This window comes from Kitasatospora sp. NPDC008115 (assembly GCF_042957205.1).
In the GTDB taxonomy this organism is placed as follows: domain Bacteria; phylum Actinomycetota; class Actinomycetes; order Streptomycetales; family Streptomycetaceae; genus Kitasatospora.
This window is the reverse complement of sequence record NZ_JBIBHU010000033.1, coordinates 65,404-81,798: the sequence shown is the minus strand read 5'-3', so window position 1 is coordinate 81,798 and position 16,395 is coordinate 65,404. Positions and strand designations below refer to the sequence as shown.

At 76.4% G+C, this 16,395-nt stretch carries 13 protein-coding genes; 7 read left to right on the top strand and 6 right to left on the bottom strand.

What is annotated here, in order from left to right; genetic code table 11:
• Window positions 1-19: 19 nt before the first annotated feature.
• The 3 genes from ACFZBX_RS32075 to ACFZBX_RS32065 form a co-directional block, all read right to left on the bottom strand.
• The gene (locus ACFZBX_RS32075) at window positions 20-4,603 is read right to left on the bottom strand and encodes a hypothetical protein (RefSeq protein WP_391537309.1); all 4,584 of its coding nucleotides are present in this window, start codon (window positions 4,601-4,603) and stop codon (window positions 20-22) included.
• A 112-nt stretch (window positions 4,604-4,715) separates the two neighbouring features.
• A complete protein-coding gene (locus tag ACFZBX_RS32070; protein WP_350555372.1) occupies window positions 4,716-5,591 on the bottom strand; it encodes a hypothetical protein in 876 nt (291 codons plus the stop codon).
• A gap of 82 nt (window positions 5,592-5,673) precedes the next feature.
• Window positions 5,674-7,209, bottom strand: coding sequence for a hypothetical protein (locus ACFZBX_RS32065; protein WP_391537329.1), 1,536 nt, complete (start codon window positions 7,207-7,209; stop codon window positions 5,674-5,676).
• A gap of 224 nt (window positions 7,210-7,433) precedes the next feature.
• Here ACFZBX_RS32065 and ACFZBX_RS32060 point away from each other — a divergent pair, with 224 nt between their 5' ends.
• The 4 genes from ACFZBX_RS32060 (at window position 7,434) to ACFZBX_RS32045 (ending at window position 11,252) form a co-directional block, all read left to right on the top strand.
• Window positions 7,434-8,018 carry a hypothetical protein gene (locus ACFZBX_RS32060; protein WP_391537308.1) on the top strand — a complete coding sequence of 195 codons (585 nt, stop codon included), beginning with the start codon at window positions 7,434-7,436 and terminating at the stop codon, window positions 8,016-8,018.
• A gap of 106 nt (window positions 8,019-8,124) precedes the next feature.
• A complete protein-coding gene (locus ACFZBX_RS32055; protein WP_391537307.1) occupies window positions 8,125-8,901 on the top strand; it encodes a LamB/YcsF family protein in 777 nt (258 codons plus the stop codon).
• The gene (gene pxpB / locus ACFZBX_RS32050) at window positions 8,898-9,533 is read left to right on the top strand and encodes a 5-oxoprolinase subunit PxpB (RefSeq protein WP_391537306.1); all 636 of its coding nucleotides are present in this window, start codon (window positions 8,898-8,900) and stop codon (window positions 9,531-9,533) included. Before ACFZBX_RS32055 ends, pxpB begins: the two co-directional genes overlap by 4 nt.
• 828 nt (window positions 9,534-10,361) lie before the next feature.
• A complete protein-coding gene (locus ACFZBX_RS32045) occupies window positions 10,362-11,252 on the top strand; it encodes a biotin-dependent carboxyltransferase family protein (protein ID WP_391537305.1) in 891 nt (296 codons plus the stop codon).
• 27 nt (window positions 11,253-11,279) lie between these two features.
• On the opposite strand, the gene ACFZBX_RS32040 is transcribed toward ACFZBX_RS32045, so the two are convergent.
• The gene (locus ACFZBX_RS32040; protein ID WP_391537304.1) at window positions 11,280-12,212 is read right to left on the bottom strand and encodes an aminoglycoside phosphotransferase family protein; all 933 of its coding nucleotides are present in this window, start codon (window positions 12,210-12,212) and stop codon (window positions 11,280-11,282) included.
• A 9-nt stretch (window positions 12,213-12,221) separates the two neighbouring features.
• A complete protein-coding gene (locus ACFZBX_RS32035) occupies window positions 12,222-12,983 on the bottom strand; it encodes an alpha/beta fold hydrolase (RefSeq protein WP_391537303.1) in 762 nt (253 codons plus the stop codon).
• A gap of 129 nt (window positions 12,984-13,112) precedes the next feature.
• On the opposite strand from ACFZBX_RS32035, the gene ACFZBX_RS32030 reads away from it, so the two are divergent.
• Entirely contained in the window at window positions 13,113-13,646 is a 534-nt protein-coding gene (locus tag ACFZBX_RS32030) for a PadR family transcriptional regulator (protein ID WP_391537302.1), read from the top strand.
• Between the two features lie 93 nt (window positions 13,647-13,739).
• Here ACFZBX_RS32030 and ACFZBX_RS32025 read toward each other — a convergent pair whose 3' ends face one another.
• Window positions 13,740-14,291: a DUF4396 domain-containing protein gene (locus ACFZBX_RS32025; protein ID WP_391537301.1), complete on the bottom strand. Its 552-nt coding sequence runs from the start codon at window positions 14,289-14,291 to the stop codon at window positions 13,740-13,742.
• A 135-nt stretch (window positions 14,292-14,426) separates the two neighbouring features.
• Here ACFZBX_RS32025 and ACFZBX_RS32020 point away from each other — a divergent pair, with 135 nt between their 5' ends.
• Both ACFZBX_RS32020 and ACFZBX_RS32015 read left to right on the top strand, forming a co-directional pair.
• A complete protein-coding gene (locus ACFZBX_RS32020) occupies window positions 14,427-15,134 on the top strand; it encodes a class I SAM-dependent methyltransferase (RefSeq protein ID WP_391537300.1) in 708 nt (235 codons plus the stop codon).
• Window positions 15,135-15,387: 253 nt separating this feature from the next.
• On the top strand, window positions 15,388-16,233 hold the full coding sequence (locus ACFZBX_RS32015; RefSeq protein ID WP_391537328.1) for an undecaprenyl-diphosphate phosphatase: 846 nt from the start codon (window positions 15,388-15,390) through the stop codon (window positions 16,231-16,233).
• Window positions 16,234-16,395: the final 162 nt, after the last annotated feature.

Sequence of the window (16,395 nt, the reverse complement as noted above, 5' to 3'; positions counted from 1 at the left end):
GGGCCCCACGGTACGAGGGTCACGACTGGGCGGGAACCTCCGCCGGGCGCTTGAACATCCGGGTGGCGGTGATCTCGCCGTGGATGGCCGGGCCGTCCGGGTCCGGCGCCGCGGGCAGGCCCGGGCGCAGGTGCTCCTCCACCGAGATGTACTTGAGGCCGGCCCGCAGGTCGGCGTCGTTGCGCAGCCGGATGACCAGCGGGAACTCGGCGAGCGCGGTGGTGTCGAACAGGCCGGTGGTGTAGATCAGCTGGACGCCGAGGGCGTCGGCCACCGCGCGCTGGAGCTCCAGCAGGTAGGTGGCGTTGGCGCGGCCGATCGGGTTGTCCAGGAACAGCGTGCCCGCGTGCCGCAGCTGGGACTGGCCGCGGTCGTTGGCGCGCAGCGCGGCCATCGTGCAGTACAGCGCGATGGCCGCGGTGAGCAGCTGGCCGCCGGAGAACACGTCGGACATCTGGCCGACGCTCACCCGCTCGGCGCGCAGCACCGCGTCCGGCTTGAGGATCTCGACGGCCACGCCCTTGGGGCCGATCGCGGCGGCGACGCCGCGCAGCAGCAGCGACATGCCGTCGCGGCGCAGGTCGCTGTTCTTGCGGACGGCAGCGCGGGTGGCCTCGTCGATGACCTCGCCGAGGCGCTCCACCAGGGTCGCGTGGTCCGGGTCCTCGAAGCGGATCCGCAGGAACTCCTGACCGGACCACTCCCCCAGGCCCTCGGGCAGCCGGGAGAGGCGCTGGGCGGCGCGCAGGGTGGTCAGCGAGGACTCCACCAGGCCGCGCAGGCGGTCGACGATCGAGCCGCGGTTGCGTTCCAGCTGGGCGAGTTCGTCGGTGAGCACGCGCAGCCGGGGCGCGAAGGCGGCGGCCCAGTTGGCGGCGTGGTCGGGCAGCGCGGAGGCGGGCAGTTCGCGGATCTGCTGGCGGGCCGGGGTGCGGACGGCCTCGTAGCGGGCCGCGTTGGCGTGCCGGACCAGCGCGTCCGAGGCGTCGCGGACGGCGAGTTCGGCGGAGGACAGCTCGCCGGCGGCGGTGCGCAGGGCGCGGCGGGCCTCGGCGGCGGCGGTGCGGGCCTCGGCGAGGGCGCCGAGGTACGGCTCGACCAGGGTCTCGGAGTCGTCCTGGTGCTCGCGCAGGCCGTCGCGGAGCTGGCCGGCGTGCTCGTCGAAGTCGGCGGCGGCGGCCTGGGCGGCGTCGAAGGTGCGCTGGAGGTCGGCGTGCGCGGTGCGGGCGGCGTCGACGGCCTCGCGGCGTTCGGCGAGCCGGCTGGTGGCGCTGCGCAGCAGGGTCTGGGCGTGCTCGGGGTCGGTGGGGACGAGGTCCTCGGGCAGCTCGGTGTGGGCGTCGCCGTCGGCGGGGGCGGAGCGTTCGGCCTCGCCGCGCAGCCGGCCGAGCTGCTCGCTGGCGGCGGCGGCGCGGGCCTCGATGGTGGCGACGAGTTCCTCGGCGCGGGCGGCGGCGGCCTGGCGGGCCGGGCCGTCGGCGCCGTCGGGGCTGTTGAGCAGTTCCTCGGCGCGGACGCGGACCTTGTTGGTGAGGCGGTCGAGTTCGGTCACGGCGGCGGCCTCGTCGCCCTCGGCGCGGGCCTGTTCGGCGCGCAGGTCGGCGCCGACGCCGACCTTCTCGTAGAGCTGGGAGGCGGAGCGGTAGGCCTCGCGCAGGGCGGGCAGCGCGGCGGGGGCGGCCTCGGCCGGCTCGTCGGACTGCTCGGCGGCGGAGATCTCGGCGCGCTCGGCGCGCAGGGTGCGGGCGGTGCGGCGGGCGTCGTCGGCGGCGCGCTGGGCGGCGCGGCGGTCCTCGTCGCAGGTGCGGGCGCGTTCGGCGCAGACGGCCTGGCGGCGGTCGCACTCGGCGGCGTCCTCGGCGAGTTCGCGCTGGCGGCGGCTCCAGTTGGCGCGCTCGCGCAGCCGGAAGGCAAGGCCGGAGAGGGCGTCGGCGCGGCGGCGGGCGCGCTGGGCGCTCTCCCGGTGCTCCTCGTGGGCGGAGGCCGCGGCGGCGTGGTCGGTCTCGGCCTCGTCGTGCTCGGCGCGCAGGGTGGCCAGGGCGGCGGCGGCCTGCTCGGCGTGCTCGCGGGCGGTCTCGGCGGCGGCGGCGAGTTCGGCGAGGGTGCCGGGCGGGCAGCTGGCGTGCCAGGAGGCGAGGCGGGCGGCGAGCGCGCGGTCGCCGCCGAGGCGGGCGGCGAGTTCGCGGATGTGCTCCTCGCGGGCGGTGGCGCGGGCGCGCAGTTCGCGGCGCTCGTCGTCGGCGGCGGACTCGTCGTGCATGGCCGGGTTCGGCGGCACCAGGAAGAACGCCGGCTCGTCGGTGATCGGGGCGATCAGCGAGGCGGCGGCGCCGACGGCGACGGTGGAGCGGGGCAGCAGGGCGGCGGCGCGCAGCGCCTCGCGGGCCCGGTCGAGCGAGGTGGGGTCGGTGACCACGACGCCGTCGACAAGTTCGGGGCGGGCGGCGAGGATCGCCTCGTGGTCGGCCGGGTCGACGGACTGGGCGAGGTAGCGCCAGCCGGGCAGGGCGGGGATGCCGTGCTCGGCGAGGTACTCGACGGTGGCCAGGACGTCCGGGCCGGGCGGCAGCAGGCCGCCGTCGCCGAGCGCGGCGAGGATCCGGGAGTCGTCGGCGGCGGCGGTGCGCAGGTCGAACAGGGTGCGTTCGGCGGTGGCGATGGCCTCGTCGAGGAGTTCGCGCAGGTACTCGGCGTTGCGGTCGAGGACGGCGGGGGTGAGGAAGCCGGCGTCCTCCTCGGCGCCGGACCCGTCCTCGCTCCAGTCGGTGGGGGCGGGGGTGAGCGAGAGCAGGTCGGCGAGCCGGGACTCGGTGGCGAGCAGGGCGGCGGTGCGCTGCTCGGTGGCGAGCGCCCGGGCGGCGGCCTTGCGGGCGTCGGTGGCGCGGGCGGCGGCGAGTTCGGCGCGGCCGGTGGCGGCGGCGGACTCGCGCAGCCGGCCGGCGGCGGCCTCGGCGGTGGTGCGGGCCTGGGCGAGGGCCGCGGCGGCGGCCTTCTCGACGTCGGCGGCGTGCAGGGCGGCGCGGGCCGGGTCGACGTCGCCGTCGGTGTCGATGAAGCCGGCCTCGACGGCGGCGGCGGTCTCCTGCTCGACCTCGGCGAGGCGCTGGCGCAGGTGCTCGGCCTCGCTGCGGGCCTTCTGGGCGGCGGTGGCGGCCTCGGTGGCGTCGCTCTGGGCCTTGGAGCCGTCGGCCTGGAGTTCGGCGGCGCGCTGCTCCTCGGTGTCGGCCCGCTCCTCGGCGGCCGCGGCGGCGCCCTCCAGGGCGCGGGCCAGGGCGGTGGCGGCGCGGGCGCGGGCGGCGAGCGCGGGGGCGGCGTCCAGCTCGGCCTCGCGGATCGCGGCGGCGACCCGGCCGACCCGGTCGGCGGCGGCGCGGTGGCGCAGCACGGCCTCGGCGGCCTGCCAGGCGGAGTGCAGGGTGCGGGCGTCGGTGAGTTCGCGGCGCAGGGCGGCGGCCTCGGTGGTGGCGGCGGCCAGGGCCAGCGAGGCGTGCCGGTGGGTGAGTTCGGCGGCGATCAGGGTGTGCCGGGTGCGGTCGCCCTCGGCGGCGGTGACGGCGCTCGCGGCGGCGGCGACCTCGACGGCGAGGTCCTCGGCGCGGTCGCGTTCGGCGGCGGCGCGGGAGGCGAGGGCGTGGGCGAGCCGGCGGGCGCGGCGTTCGGCGGTGCGGTGGGCCTCGCGGACGGTCTCGCGGGCGGTGGTGGCCTCGGCGATCCGCTCCAGCAGTTCCAGCGAGCCGGCGGTGAAGTCGCGTTCGGCGGTGAGTTCGGAGCGCAGGCCGAGCTTGGCGGCGAAGCCGTGGACGAGGTCGGCGAGGCCGTCGGTGTCCCGGGTGTCGGTGACGGCGCGCAGCAGCAGGTCGGTGAAGTCCTTGTCCTGCTTGACCGCGAAGAGGCCGGCCGCCTCGCCCTCGTCGGCGTTCATCTCGCGCTGGTAGCGGAAGAGTTCGGGGTCGAGGCCGAGTTCGCCGAGGTGTTCGGTCCAGCGGTCGTGGCCGTCCTCGAAGACCAGGTCGAGGTGGGGGTGGGCCTTGCCGGCCTCGGTGAGGGCGTCGCGGAAGCCCTTCATGGTGCGGCGGCGGCCGCGGGCCTTCTGGTCGCCGGCCAGGCTGACCCGCTCGGCGACCGGGAGGGAGTCCAGGGTGAGGCCGGGGCCGGGGCGGAAGGAGTACCAGGTCTCGGCGAACTTGCGCGGGTCGGAGGAGACCTGGCGACCGCGCCACTCGCTGACCTTGCCGACCACGATCGGCTCGCCGGTGACGGTGTGCTGCCACTCCAGGGCGACGTGGCCGCAGTCGTCGGCGAGCAGGAACTTGCGCAGCACGCCGGAGCTGGCGCCGCCCAGGGTGTTGCGGTGGCCGGGGAGCATGACCGAGAAGATCAGCTTGAGCAGGACGGACTTGCCGCCGCCGTTCTCCAGGAAGAGCACGCCGGCCGGGGCGGGGCGGCGGACCGGGCCGTCGGCCTCCTCGCCGAACAGGCCGATCTGCCGGGGCACCGGGTCGGCGACGGGCTCGCCGACGCCGCGCAGGTCGAGCACCGTGTCGGCGTAACGGGCGCCGGCCGGTCCGATCGAGTAGAGGCGGACCCGGTTGAGCTCGTACATGTGCGGCGGTTCTCCAGGAGGCGGGTGGGTCGGAGGGTACGGCGGGTGCCGGCGGGGGCGCGGGGGTGCCGGCGGGGTTCGGTGCGGCCCGGGGTTCTCGTGCGGCCCGGGGCTAGAGGGAGTGGAACGGCAGGCCGGCGTCGGCGACCAGGTCGTCCCCGGTGTCGGGGGGCAGCAGGGAGGCGGTTCCGTCGGAGACCGGGACGACGCCGAGGTCGAGCAGTTCGGCCATGGCGGCGGTGCCGGCCAGGTCGCGGACCTGGAGCTGGTAGCGGGCGGTGGTGCGGTAGGTGCCGCCGGCGTCGTCCGAGACCTTCTGCAGGAAGCCGGAGTCGACCAGGAACAGCACGGCCTTGGCGACGATGCCGATGGTGGAGCCGGAGAGCCGGCGGGCGTCCTTGGTGGCGCCGGTGGCGGTGCGCCGGGCCCAGACCCGCCAGGCGGCCTCCAGGCCGGGGGCGTCGCTCTGCGGGTCGGTGTTGTCGCCGTCGGCGGCGGCCTGCTCCTCCAGGCGGCGGCAGGCCTGGCGGACGAACGAGTCGATGCCGTTGACGGTGATCCGGCCGAGGTAGCCGTCGTCGGCGAGGTCCTCGGGGCGGGGGAAGGCCATCGCGGCGACGGCCAGGTGGGCGAGGCCGTGCAGGAAGCGGTCGGTGGACTCGGAGGCGGCGCGGCGCGAGTAGTCGCCCATCCGGACGGCGAAGACGGAGTCCTCGGCGGCGGCGACGGCCATGCCGGCGCGCGGGGAGACCTCCAGCACGACCAGGCCCATGCCGGTGGCGACGGCGTCGGCGAGGCGGGCGAACGGCGGGTCCTCGCGGTGGCGGCGGACGAGTTCGGCGTACTCGGCGTCGCGGGCGGGGAGCAGCTTGGCCTGGAGGCCGAAGGAGACCAGGCGGGCGGCGTCGGCGACGTCGGCCGGGGTGATCGGCGCGGGGGCGGCCGGTTCGGTCTCGGGCGCCCAGGACGTGTCGTGGTGGGTCGTCACGGGCGGTGCTCCTCGGGGCGGTGCGGGGGTGCGGGTGGGGTGCGGGTCGGGTGGTCGGCCGGTCGGCCGCTCCGGCCGGGGGTCAGCCGGCGTCCTTGCGGTCGGCGGCCATGCCGGCGGCGTCGAGCAGGGCGCTGCCGACGATGAGGTCGGCGCCGCCGAACTCCCGGTCGCGCAGCGGGGTGCCGTCGTCGACGGCGAAGAGCAGCCGTTCCTCGCCCTGCCGGTAGGCGGTGCCGACCGGCGGGCTGGCCGCGTGCACGGCGAGCAGGGCGACCAGGTACGGGAGCTCCGGGTCCTGCGCGCGGGCCTCGGCGAGCAGTCCGGAGAGCCGGCGGGGCGCGTCGGCGGGCAGGTCGAGCAGGTCGAGGGCGGCCTCCAGCTGGGCCTCGGAGAACCGGCTGTCGTCCGGGGTGGCGACGAGGTCCGGGTCGGGCAGCTCGGCGCCGAGGTGCTCGCGCTCGACCGGCGGGGTGAGCAGCAGGTCGACCAGGTCGGCGACGCGCACCGAGACGGGGGTGCGCAGGCCGGTGCCGCGGGCGAAGAACGCGCCGGTGGGGTGGACGGCCTGCGCTATCGGCAGCCGCAGCACCGGGGCGAGCAGCTGGCCGTAGAGGTCGATGCCGCTGCGGGCGCCGGGGGTGGCGAAGGCCTGCCGGTCCTGCTCGGCGCGGAACAGCGGGCCGGCCTCCAGGAGCCGGGTCTGGAGCTGGGTGTGGCGGCGGATGCAGTCCTTGACGATGTCGACCAGCTCGGCGGCGCGGCGCTTGTGCTCGGGCTCCTCCGCCTCGTCGCGGGCCTTGCGGATGTTGGTGAGGATCGCGTTCTCGTGCCGGTAGCGGTCGGCGATGTGGTCGAGCGCCTCGTCGATGAGGTCCGGGATCGCCCGCATCCAGTCGACGGCGCGGACGTTGCGGCGGGTGGCCTCCAGGGCGCGGCGCAGCGTCTCGGCGTACTGGACGGTGCGGTAGCGGGCCTGCTCGGCGGCGAGCTGGGCGTCGGCCAGGCGGCCGCGCCGGATCAGCACCTCCAGCTTGACCTCGGCGGCGATCTGGGCGGAGGTGACGTCGGTGTCCAGGGCGCCGACCAGGACGTTGACCGCCTCGTCGGTGGTGCGCAGGTAGACGCCGCCGTCGGGGCCCGGGACCTCCTCGATCAGCTTGAAGTCGTAGTCGCGGCGGACGTACGCGCCGTCGGCGCCGAAGGTGCCGTAGACGGCGCGGAAGCCCCGGTCGACGCTGCCGACGTTGATCAGCGACTCCAGCACCCAGCGGCCGACCCGCTGGTGCTCGGCGGTGGAGCGGCCGGGCGCCTGCGCGGCGACCCGGGGCAGCAGCCGGGCGAGCACCGTCTCGCGGTCGGCGCCGGTGTCGAAGTCCATGTTGAGGGTGACCAGGTCGATCGCGGCGAGGCCGACCTCGGCCATCGCGTAGCCGCCGTACTCGCCGGCCAGCATCACCTTGCGGTTGTCCAGGTCGTGCAGCGGGGCGGTGCAGGCCAGCGCCTTGAGCCGGCGGGCGAGGCCCTCGTCGGCGGCGGGGCCCGGCGCGGGCCGCGCGGCGGCGACGGCGGACCCGGCGGGCGGCCGGGGGCCGTGCTCGGTGGGCTGGTCGGCGATGACGGTCACGGGGGACAAGACTAGAGGCAGGGGCCGACATCGACCGAAACGGACCTTCCGGACAGGCGCGCGGGCGGGGCCGGGGGCGGTCGCCGGAGAGTTCCGGGGGCGGTATTGAACGCGTTCAATTCATCGGTCTAGAGTCGGTGCCGAGCAGGCGGGAGCAGCCCGACCTGCATATTCGGCATGTCCTCGACATGCCCCCGGCCTGGGGGTGGACGCAGATGAACGACGCGACCGACGGCGAACGGGCAGCCCTGCGGCGGGTCCGGCACTGGCTGTGGCTCTTCGTGGTGTGCCTGGCGCTGAGCGGACTGACGGCCTTCCCGCTGGAGAGCGAGACCCGCTGGCTCGCCGAGCTGGCCGCCGGCCCCGGCGCCCCGGTGACCGACCGCTTCCCCGCGCTGCTGGAGTGGATCGAACGGACCCGTGACGGCATCGCCGAGACCAACGCCCGCTACCCCTTCCTCGCCTACGGCACCGACTGGCTCGCCTTCGCCCACCTGGTGATCGCGGCGGCGTTCTGGGGGCCGATCAAGGACCCGGTGCGCAACGTCTGGGTGATCCGCTGGGCGGTGCTCGCCTGCGCCGGGATCATCCCGCTCGCGCTGATTTGCGGGCCGCTCCGGGGGATCCCGCTCTACTGGCGGTTTGTCGACATGTCGTTCGGTGTGGTGGGCGTCGTCCCGCTGCTCGTCGTGCTGCGCGCGCTGCGGCCGCTGGTCGAGCGGGCGGACGCGGCCGGACGGGCCGAGGCCGCCGGGCGGGCCGACGCGGCCGGGCACCCTCCGACCGCCGCGGCCGGCTGACCGCGCCGGGGTCCGGCCGGGCACAGCCGTACGGACCAGCGGCGCGAGGCGAGCCCCGGCGCAGGCCCTACCATCTGGCTCAACAGCTGCTGGAAGGCGGACCGGCGTGGCCGATGCGGTGATCGATCTCAATGCGGACCTCGGTGAGGGGTTCGGACGCTGGACGCTGACCGACGACGAGGCCCTGCTCTCCGTCGTCACCAGCGCCAACGTCGCCTGCGGCTTCCACGCCGGGGACCCCTCCACCATGCGCCGGGTCTGCGCGCTGGCCGCCGAGCGCGGCGTACGGATCGGCGCCCAGGTCTCCTACCGGGACCTCGCCGGATTCGGCCGCCGGGCGATGGACGTGCCGCCCGACGAACTCGCCGACGAGATCGCCTACCAGATCGGCGCCCTCCAGGTCTTCGCCCGCGCCGCCGGCTCCCGGGTCTCCTACGTCAAGCCGCACGGCGCGCTCTACAACCGGGTGGTCGCCGACGGCGAACAGGCGGAGGCGGTGGTCGCCGGGATCCTGCGGTCCGGCGCGGTCAGCGACGGCCCGCTGCCGGTGCTCGGCCTGCCGGGCTCCCGGCTGCTGACGGTCGCCGAGGGCGTCGGCCTGCCGGTGGTCACCGAGGCGTTCGCCGACCGCGCCTACACCTGGGCCGGCACCCTCGTCCCGCGCCGCGAGCCCGACGCCGTGATCCACGACCCCGGGAAGGTCATCACCCGCGCGGTCGGCATCGCCCGCGACGGCTCCGTGGAGGCCGTCGGCGGCGAGCCGATCGCCGTCCAGGCCCGCTCGCTCTGCGTCCACGGCGACACCCCCGGCGCCGCCCAGCTCGCCTGGCGGATCCGCGGCGCGCTCGCCTCGGCGGGCGTCCGGGTGGAGGCGTTCACATGACCGGCCCCCCGGCGGTGTTCCGGCCGGTGGGCGAGCGGGCGCTGCTGGTGGAGCTCACGGACACGGCCGAGGTCACCGCGCTCTACGGCTGGCTGCGGGAGCGCCAGGCGGCGGGCGGGCTGCCGCCGGTCGGGGAGATCGTGCCCGCCGCCCGCACCGTCCTGCTGGACGGCGTGGCGGACGTCGGCGCGCTCACCCGCGTCCTGCGAACGGCCCGCCCCGACCCGGCGGCCACCGCCACCGGCCCGCTCGTCGAGGTGCCGACCGTCTACGACGGCGCGGACCTCCGGGAGGTCGCCCGCCTCTGGGGCGTCTCCCCCGAAGCGGCCGTGCAGATCCACACGGAACCCGAGTACGTGGTGGCGTTCTGCGGCTTCGCCCCCGGCTTCGGGTACCTGACCGGCCTGCCCGAACGGTACGAGGTCCCGCGCCGCGCCACCCCGCGCAGCAGCGTCCCGGCCGGCTCGGTCGCCCTGGCCGGCCCCTACACCGGCGTCTACCCCCACCCCTCCCCCGGCGGGTGGCAACTCCTCGGCCACACCGCCCTCCCCCTCTGGAACCCCACCCGCACCCCACCCGCCCTCCTCACCCCGGGCACCCGCGTCCGTTTCACCCGGGAGGGCACGAGGTGACGGGCGCGGCGGGCCGGGCCCCGGCGGTACGCCCCCACGCGCGGCGCGGCCGCGCGGCGGTCTCCGCAGGCACGGACGGCGAGGCATCAGCGGGGCCCGGCCACGGGTGCGGCAGGCGGGCCCGCCAGGCGGCGGCCTTCGCGCAGCCGGGACACCTCGGTCCGGACGGCGCGGCGGCAGCCGCCGCGATCGCGCCCCGGACCGGGAACCGCCGCCCGGCCCCCACCTGCGCACGGGGCCGAGCGCGGGCGGGGAGCGGCACGGGTCGACGTCCGCCGAGCGCTCCACCCCGGGGCGACACCGGATGCCCCGGCCGACCCGCCGACCGCCGAGCACCCGGGCGGGCCGCCGGACCGGCACAACAGCCACCCGGACGCCACCGGCCCTCCGCCTTCCCGGCCCGGCGCAGCCGGCAGGCGGGCTCCCGGTCCACCGCAACGCCCTGGCAAGGCGCCGGTCGGCCTCGCCGGGGCGCGGCAGGCAGGCCGGGGCCGCGGAACGCTTCAGCCCGTTCCAGGCGCGCAGAATCCGGGCGAGGGGCGAGGGTGACGCGCGCGGTGATCGCGGTACGCGGCCAAGCACCGGGCGAGCCGGCGCCCCGGACGAGCGGCGGTGCGAAGGTCGACGCCGCACTGGGCGGGACCGCGGTGGACGCCCTGCCGCCGCCAGTGGCCGGAGGAGCGACGTGACGAACGCGATGATCGCGGTGCGACCGGGGCCCCCGCCTACCGTGCGGGATCTCGGACGGGCCGGGACGGCCACAGCCGACACCACGTTGGGCGGGATCACAGTGCGGGCGCTGCGGCCACCGGTGACTGAGGGGACGACATGACGGACGCGTTGACCGTGGTGCGCTCCGGCCCCCTGAGCACCGTGCAGGACCTCGGACGGGCCGGGGTCGCGCATCTCGGGGTGCCGCGGGCCGGGGCGTTGGACGAGCCGGCGTTGCGGGCGGCGAACCGACTGGTGGGCAACGAGCCCGGCGCCGCGGCCGTCGAGACCACGTTGGGCGGGATCGCGGTACGCGCGCTGCGGCCGCTGGTGGTGGCGGTGACCGGGGCGCCGTCGCCGGTGCGGGTGGACGGGCGGCCCGCCGCGTGGGGGGCGCCGGTGCTGGTCCCGGCCGGGGCGGTGCTGGACGTCGGTCCGGCGACCGCCGGGGTCCGCGCCTACCTGGCGGCGGCGGGCGGAATCGCCGTTCCTCCGGTGCTCGGCAGCCGTTCGGCCGATCTGCTCTCCGGGCTCGGCCCGGCCCCGCTGGCCGACGGCGACCGCCTGCCGGTCGGCCCGCGACCACCGCTCGGGCCGGCACCGGAACTGGTGCCGCTGCCCGCTCCCCCCACCGAACTGGTGCTGCGGCTGCGGCTCGGCCCGCGCGCCGACTGGTTCACCCCGGACGCCGCGGCCCGGCTCGCCCGTGCGCCCTACCGGGTCGCCGCCGCCAGCAACCGGATCGCGCTGCGCACCGAGGGCCCGCCGCTCGACCGTGCCCGGGAGGAGGAACTGCCCAGCGAAGGCATGGTGTTGGGGGCGGTGCAGGTCCCCCCGGACGGGCTGCCGGTGGTCTTCCTGGCCGACCACCCGACGACCGGCGGCTACCCGGTGGTCGGCGTGGTGCCGCCCGCCGATCTCGCCGCCGCGGCCCAGGCCCGCCCGGGCACCCCGGTGCGCTTCGCCGTCCTCCCCGGCCGCCCGGCCGGCGGCGGGCGCCGCGAGTAGGGCCGGCCGGGCTGACCGGGGCCCGCACTACCGCCCCAACAGGACCGCGGCGACGGCCCGTTGGCCGTCGTCGATGACCCGCCCACCGTCCTCCACGTCCCACAGGACGTTCTGCAGCACGCGGGCGAGGGTCCAGCGGACGGCGCGGTCGCGGTCCAGGGCGAGGCGGTCGGCCATCAGGTCGAAGCGGCGGCGCAGGGCGCGCGGGAGGTCGCCGGTGGCGAGGAGGTCGGACCAGCGGTTGCGCAGGGCGGGGAGGAGTTCGAACCCAGGGTCGCCGGCCAGGGGCTTGGGGTCGATGGCGAGCCAGGGGGCGCGGGCGTCGGGGCCGGACGGGGCGAGCACATTGCCGTAGTGCAGGTCCCAGTGGAGCAGCCGGTCGCCCGGTTCGGGCCGGACCTCGCGCAGGGCGGCCGCGAGGTCGGCGAGCAGCCGGCGGTCGCCCTCCCCCGCCAGTTCGCCGCACGCCTGCGGGACGTCCGCGAGCATCGCGTCCGCGACCTCCGCCAAGGTCCGCACGCCGACCGGTGCCTGACATGACGTCAACTCGCCGAGCAGTCCGGCGATGGCACCGGCGGCCGCCAGATCGTCGGGGACGGTGAGCAGGGATCGCGCGGGGTCGAGGCGTTCCAGCAGCATCGAGCCGGTGGCCGGGTCGTGGTCGAGCAGCCGCACGGCGCCCCGGCCGCCCCAGGCGCGCAGGGCGAGCGGCTCGCCGGCCGTCTCCTCGTCCACGGGCTGGAGTTTGAGCGCGGCGCCGGTGCCGTCGGCCCGCCGGACGGGCAGCACCAGGCCGACCACGCCGTGCGCGGGGGCGCCGTCCGGCCGCAGGTCCCAGCGCTGCGCCAACTCCTCGGCGAGCGCGGGCAGTCGACGGGCCCAGGCACGCCCGTCCGCCCCGAGGAATTCGACGAGGGAGGCGGTCAGCGCCTCGGGGACCTGGATCTGCACGGCGGACACGGGCCGACCCTACGCCAGCGCGGCGGCGACGGCCTTCGCGAAGCCCTCCGGGTTGTCGATCATGATGTTGTGCCCGCAGCCCGGCACCGCCTCCAGCTCCACGCCCGCCGCCCGCAGGCGGTCCGCCCCGGGCAGCTCGCCGTCGATCTCGGGGAAGAGGAAGGTGCGCGGCACATCCAGGCCGTACAGCTGCTCGCGCAGGGCCGGCACGGTCGCCCGGCAGCGGTGGACGGCGCTGCGGTGGAGCGCCTCGGGGCCGGCCAGCCGCATGGTGGCCCACCAGAACGGGCCCGCCCACTCCTCCACCTGCTCCCGGCCGCCGGCCAGGAACTCCTCCTCGGTGAAGCTCGCGATGCCACTGGCACCCGGGCCCGGGGCCGGGGCGACCGGGTCGATGACGGCGTCGACCAGCACCAGTCCGGCGACCAGCCCGGGGTGCCGGTGGGCCAGCGCGATCGCGACCGCGCCGCCCAGGCTGTGGCCGATCACCTCCACCCGCTCGGCGCCGGCCGCGCGGACGGCCGCGGCGACGGCGTCGGCGTGCGCCTCCAGGGTGTAGGGGAAGTCGGCAGGCCGGTCGCTGATGCCGAAGCCGAGCAGGTCCAGCAGGAGCGATCGGTGCCCGGTGAGCAGCGGGTGGGCGGCGGCCTCGGCGTAGTAGACGGGCGAACTGGAGCCGAGGCCGTGCAGATAGAGGCGGACGGGCTCCCGGCCGGGGATCTCCACCCAGCGGATCCGGTCGCCGTTCGGGGTGACGGTGGCATCGCGCACGGTCGTGCTCCTCCTGCGGTCGTCTGGACGGCGCGCCGGGCCGTTCCCGGAGCGCCGGGGAGACAATACCTCGGCGCCGAGGTATAGCAATACCGAGATATCTCCCGCCGGATCTGGAAGAGTGGCCCCATGCTGAAGCTCGCGATCCTCGGGTTCCTCCACGACCGGCCCCTGCACGGCTATGAACTGCGGCGCCACCTCGCCGCGCTCACCGGCCATGTGCGGCCGCTCAGCGACGGCACGCTCTACCCGGCGATCAAGCGGCTGGAGGCCGACGGCCTGCTGGTGCGCGCCACCGAGCCGGGCGCCGCCGCCGCGCCCCGGCACACCCTGCGGCTGACCGACGCCGGCCGGGCCGCCCTGCTGGAGCGGCTGCGCACCCCGGACGAGCTGGACGTCAGCGACGAGAACCGCTGGTTCACCGTGCTCGCCTTCCTGCGCCACCTCGACGGCGAGCCGGCCGCCCAGGCCGCCGTGCTCCGGCGCCGGCTCGCCTTCCTGGACGAGCCGGCCAGCTTCTTCTACGACGGCGACCGGCCGGTGGGCGCCGAGGAGGTGGCCGATCCGTTCCGGCGCGGGATGCTGCTGATCGCCCGCGCGACCACCACGGCCGAACTGGACTGGCTGCGCGCCACCCTCGCGGAACTCGACCGGCAGGCCTGAGCGCACACCGGAAACGCCGCGGCCCGCGCCGGCCCCCTCGGGAGGGGGCGGCGCGGGCCGCGGCGTTCGGTCCGGGCAGCGCGGGCGGACCGGTCAGTGCTGGTGGTAGGCGTGGACCACGGCGTGACCGCGGCCCTTGCCGATCATCCACTTGTTGACCGGGACGGTCACGACGAAGGCCAGGGCCAGCGAGGCGGCCAGGGCCGCCCAGAACACGAGGTCGGCGAGACCGGCGTCCATCGCGCCGGGCAGGGTCATCATCGCGGCGTTGTCGATGATCTCCATGACGATGATCGAGACGGTGTCGGCGGCCAGCGCGACCTTGACGGCGGTGCGGACGTCCAGGCCGGCCTTGAGCACGCCGCGCATGGTCAGCGCGTAGCCGAAGACGAAGGCCAGCAGCACCGCGAGCACCACGGTGGCGCCGTTGCTCAGCCCGAAGGCGGTGCCGAGCACCATGCCGAGGATCTCGCCGATGGCACAGCCGGTGAGGCAGTGCAGGGTCGCCTGCGCCGCGGAGGCCCAGGTCACGGGCCCACCGCCGTGGCGGTGGTGCGCGTGCTGCTCGTGCGCGTGCTGTTCGTGGTGGCCGTGGTGCTCGTGACCGGTGTGCTGCTGGTGGTCGTGCTGCGCGGGGTGTGCCATGTCGTCCTCCACGTGCTCGCATCCTTCGCCGTGCTGCCCGGCTCGTCAATGACTTTATACCCCCCTGGGGTATCTGCCAAGCCTTCTTCCGGGGCCCTCTTCCCACCCCGCGCCCACCGTGCTCGGATGGCCCGCATGACTGACGAACCCCACCAGGAACGACGCGAGGGCCACCGGGGCACCGGCCCGGGACCGATCACCCCGGACGGCTGCGCGGTCGCGATGTACGCGCGGCTGCCGGTCACCGACGAGCCCGAGGTGATCGCCGCCGCCGTGCCGCCCGGCGCGAGCCTGCTCGAACTGGGCTGCGGCGCGGGCCGGGTGACCCGTTCGCTGGTGGACCTGGGCTTCCGGGTGACGGCGGTGGACGAGTCCGCCGAGATGCTGGCCGAGGTCCGCGGGGCGCGCACCGTGCGCAGCCCGATCGAGCGGTTGGACCTCGGCGAGCACTTCGACGTCGTCCTGCTCGCCTCCTTCCTGGTGCACGCCGGCAGCCTGGACGTCCGCCGGGGCCTGCTGGACGCCTGCCGCCGGCACGTCGCCCCGGACGGCTGCGTGCTGATCCAGCGCGAGGGCGAGGACTGGCACACGAACGTGCCGCGCGAGCGCCCGCTCGGGACGGACGGCCGGGTGCGGGTGGCGTCGGCCACACCGGTGGCCGAGGGCGTCAACCGGGTGCACGTCGAGTACGAGTTCCCGGACGCGCGGTGGACCCAGACCTTCCTGTCCCGCCCGATGGGCCGGGCGGAGTTCGAACAGGCCCTCGCCGAGGCCGGGCTGGCCGTCGACGCCTATCTGACCGAGGACCGGGTCTGGGTCCGGGCCAGGCCGGCGACCGCCTGAGCGGCGCGGGTCCACCGGCCGCGGGGACGGCCGCCGAGAGTGGGGGCGGGCGACAGGCCGTCACCTGAACGGCGTAGCATCAGGCGGACGCCGGGCCCGCGCGGCCCGAGCGCCGGGCGGGACCGGTGGTTCGCCTGCCATCGGGCCGCGCCGCTGGACCGCGCCGGCCGGTTCGCAGGGCCGTTCCCGCACCGACCAACAAGGAACGCTTCATGCGCATCGAGCGACGGATACCCCCGGCGGGTGTCCGGTGATCGAATGGTTCCACGGGGCCGTCCTCGGCCTGATCCAGGGGCTCACCGAGTTCCTGCCGATCTCCTCCAGCGCCCACCTCCGGGTCTTCCCCGCCCTCTTCGGCTGGCAGGACCCGGGTGCGGCGTTCACCGCGGTGACGCAGCTCGGCACCGAGACCGCGGTGCTGATCTACTTCCGGCGCGACATCGCCTCGATCGTGAAGACCTGGACGCTCTCGCTGTTCCGGCCCGCGCTGCGCTCGCACCAGGACGCCCGGATGGGCTGGTTCGTGATCATGGGCACCCTGCCGATCGGCATCCTGGGCAAGCTGTTCCAGGACACCATCGAGCACGACCTGCGCGACCTGCGGATCATCGGCACCACGCTGATCCTGTTCGGTGTGATCCTGGCGGTCGCCGACCGCACCCGGGCCGTCCGCTACGCCAAGCCGATCACCGAGCTGACCCTGCCGCACGCGGCCGGCTACGGCATGGCCCAGGCGCTCGCGCTCATCCCCGGCGTGTCCCGCTCCGGCGGCACGATCAGCGCGGGCCTGCTGCTCGGCTACAGCCGCGAGGCGGCGGCCCGCTACTCGTTCCTGCTGGCGATCCCGGCCGTGCTGGCCTCCGGCGTGCTGGAGCTGTTCAAGATCGGCGAGGGGCCGGCGCCGGACTGGGGCCCGACCATCCTGGCCACCGTGATCGCCTTCGTGGTCGGCTACGCGGCGATCTCCTGGTTCCTGAAGTACATCTCGCACAACAGTTTCATGCCGTTCGTGATCTACCGCATCGCGCTGGGCATTCTGATCATCGTCCTGGTCTCGGTGGGAACCCTGGCCCCGGACGCCGGCGTGGTCGCCAAGTAGCGGCGAACGAGAACCACGTTCCACCCGGCAGCGACGAGGAGGGGCGGGGCCCCCCCCGGGGGGGGGCCGCCCCCCCCCGGGGGCCCGCCCTCGGCCGCGGAAGGGGCCCGCGACCCGGGGCGGGGCCCCGCCGGGGGGGGAGCGGCGGGGCGCGCGGGCGGC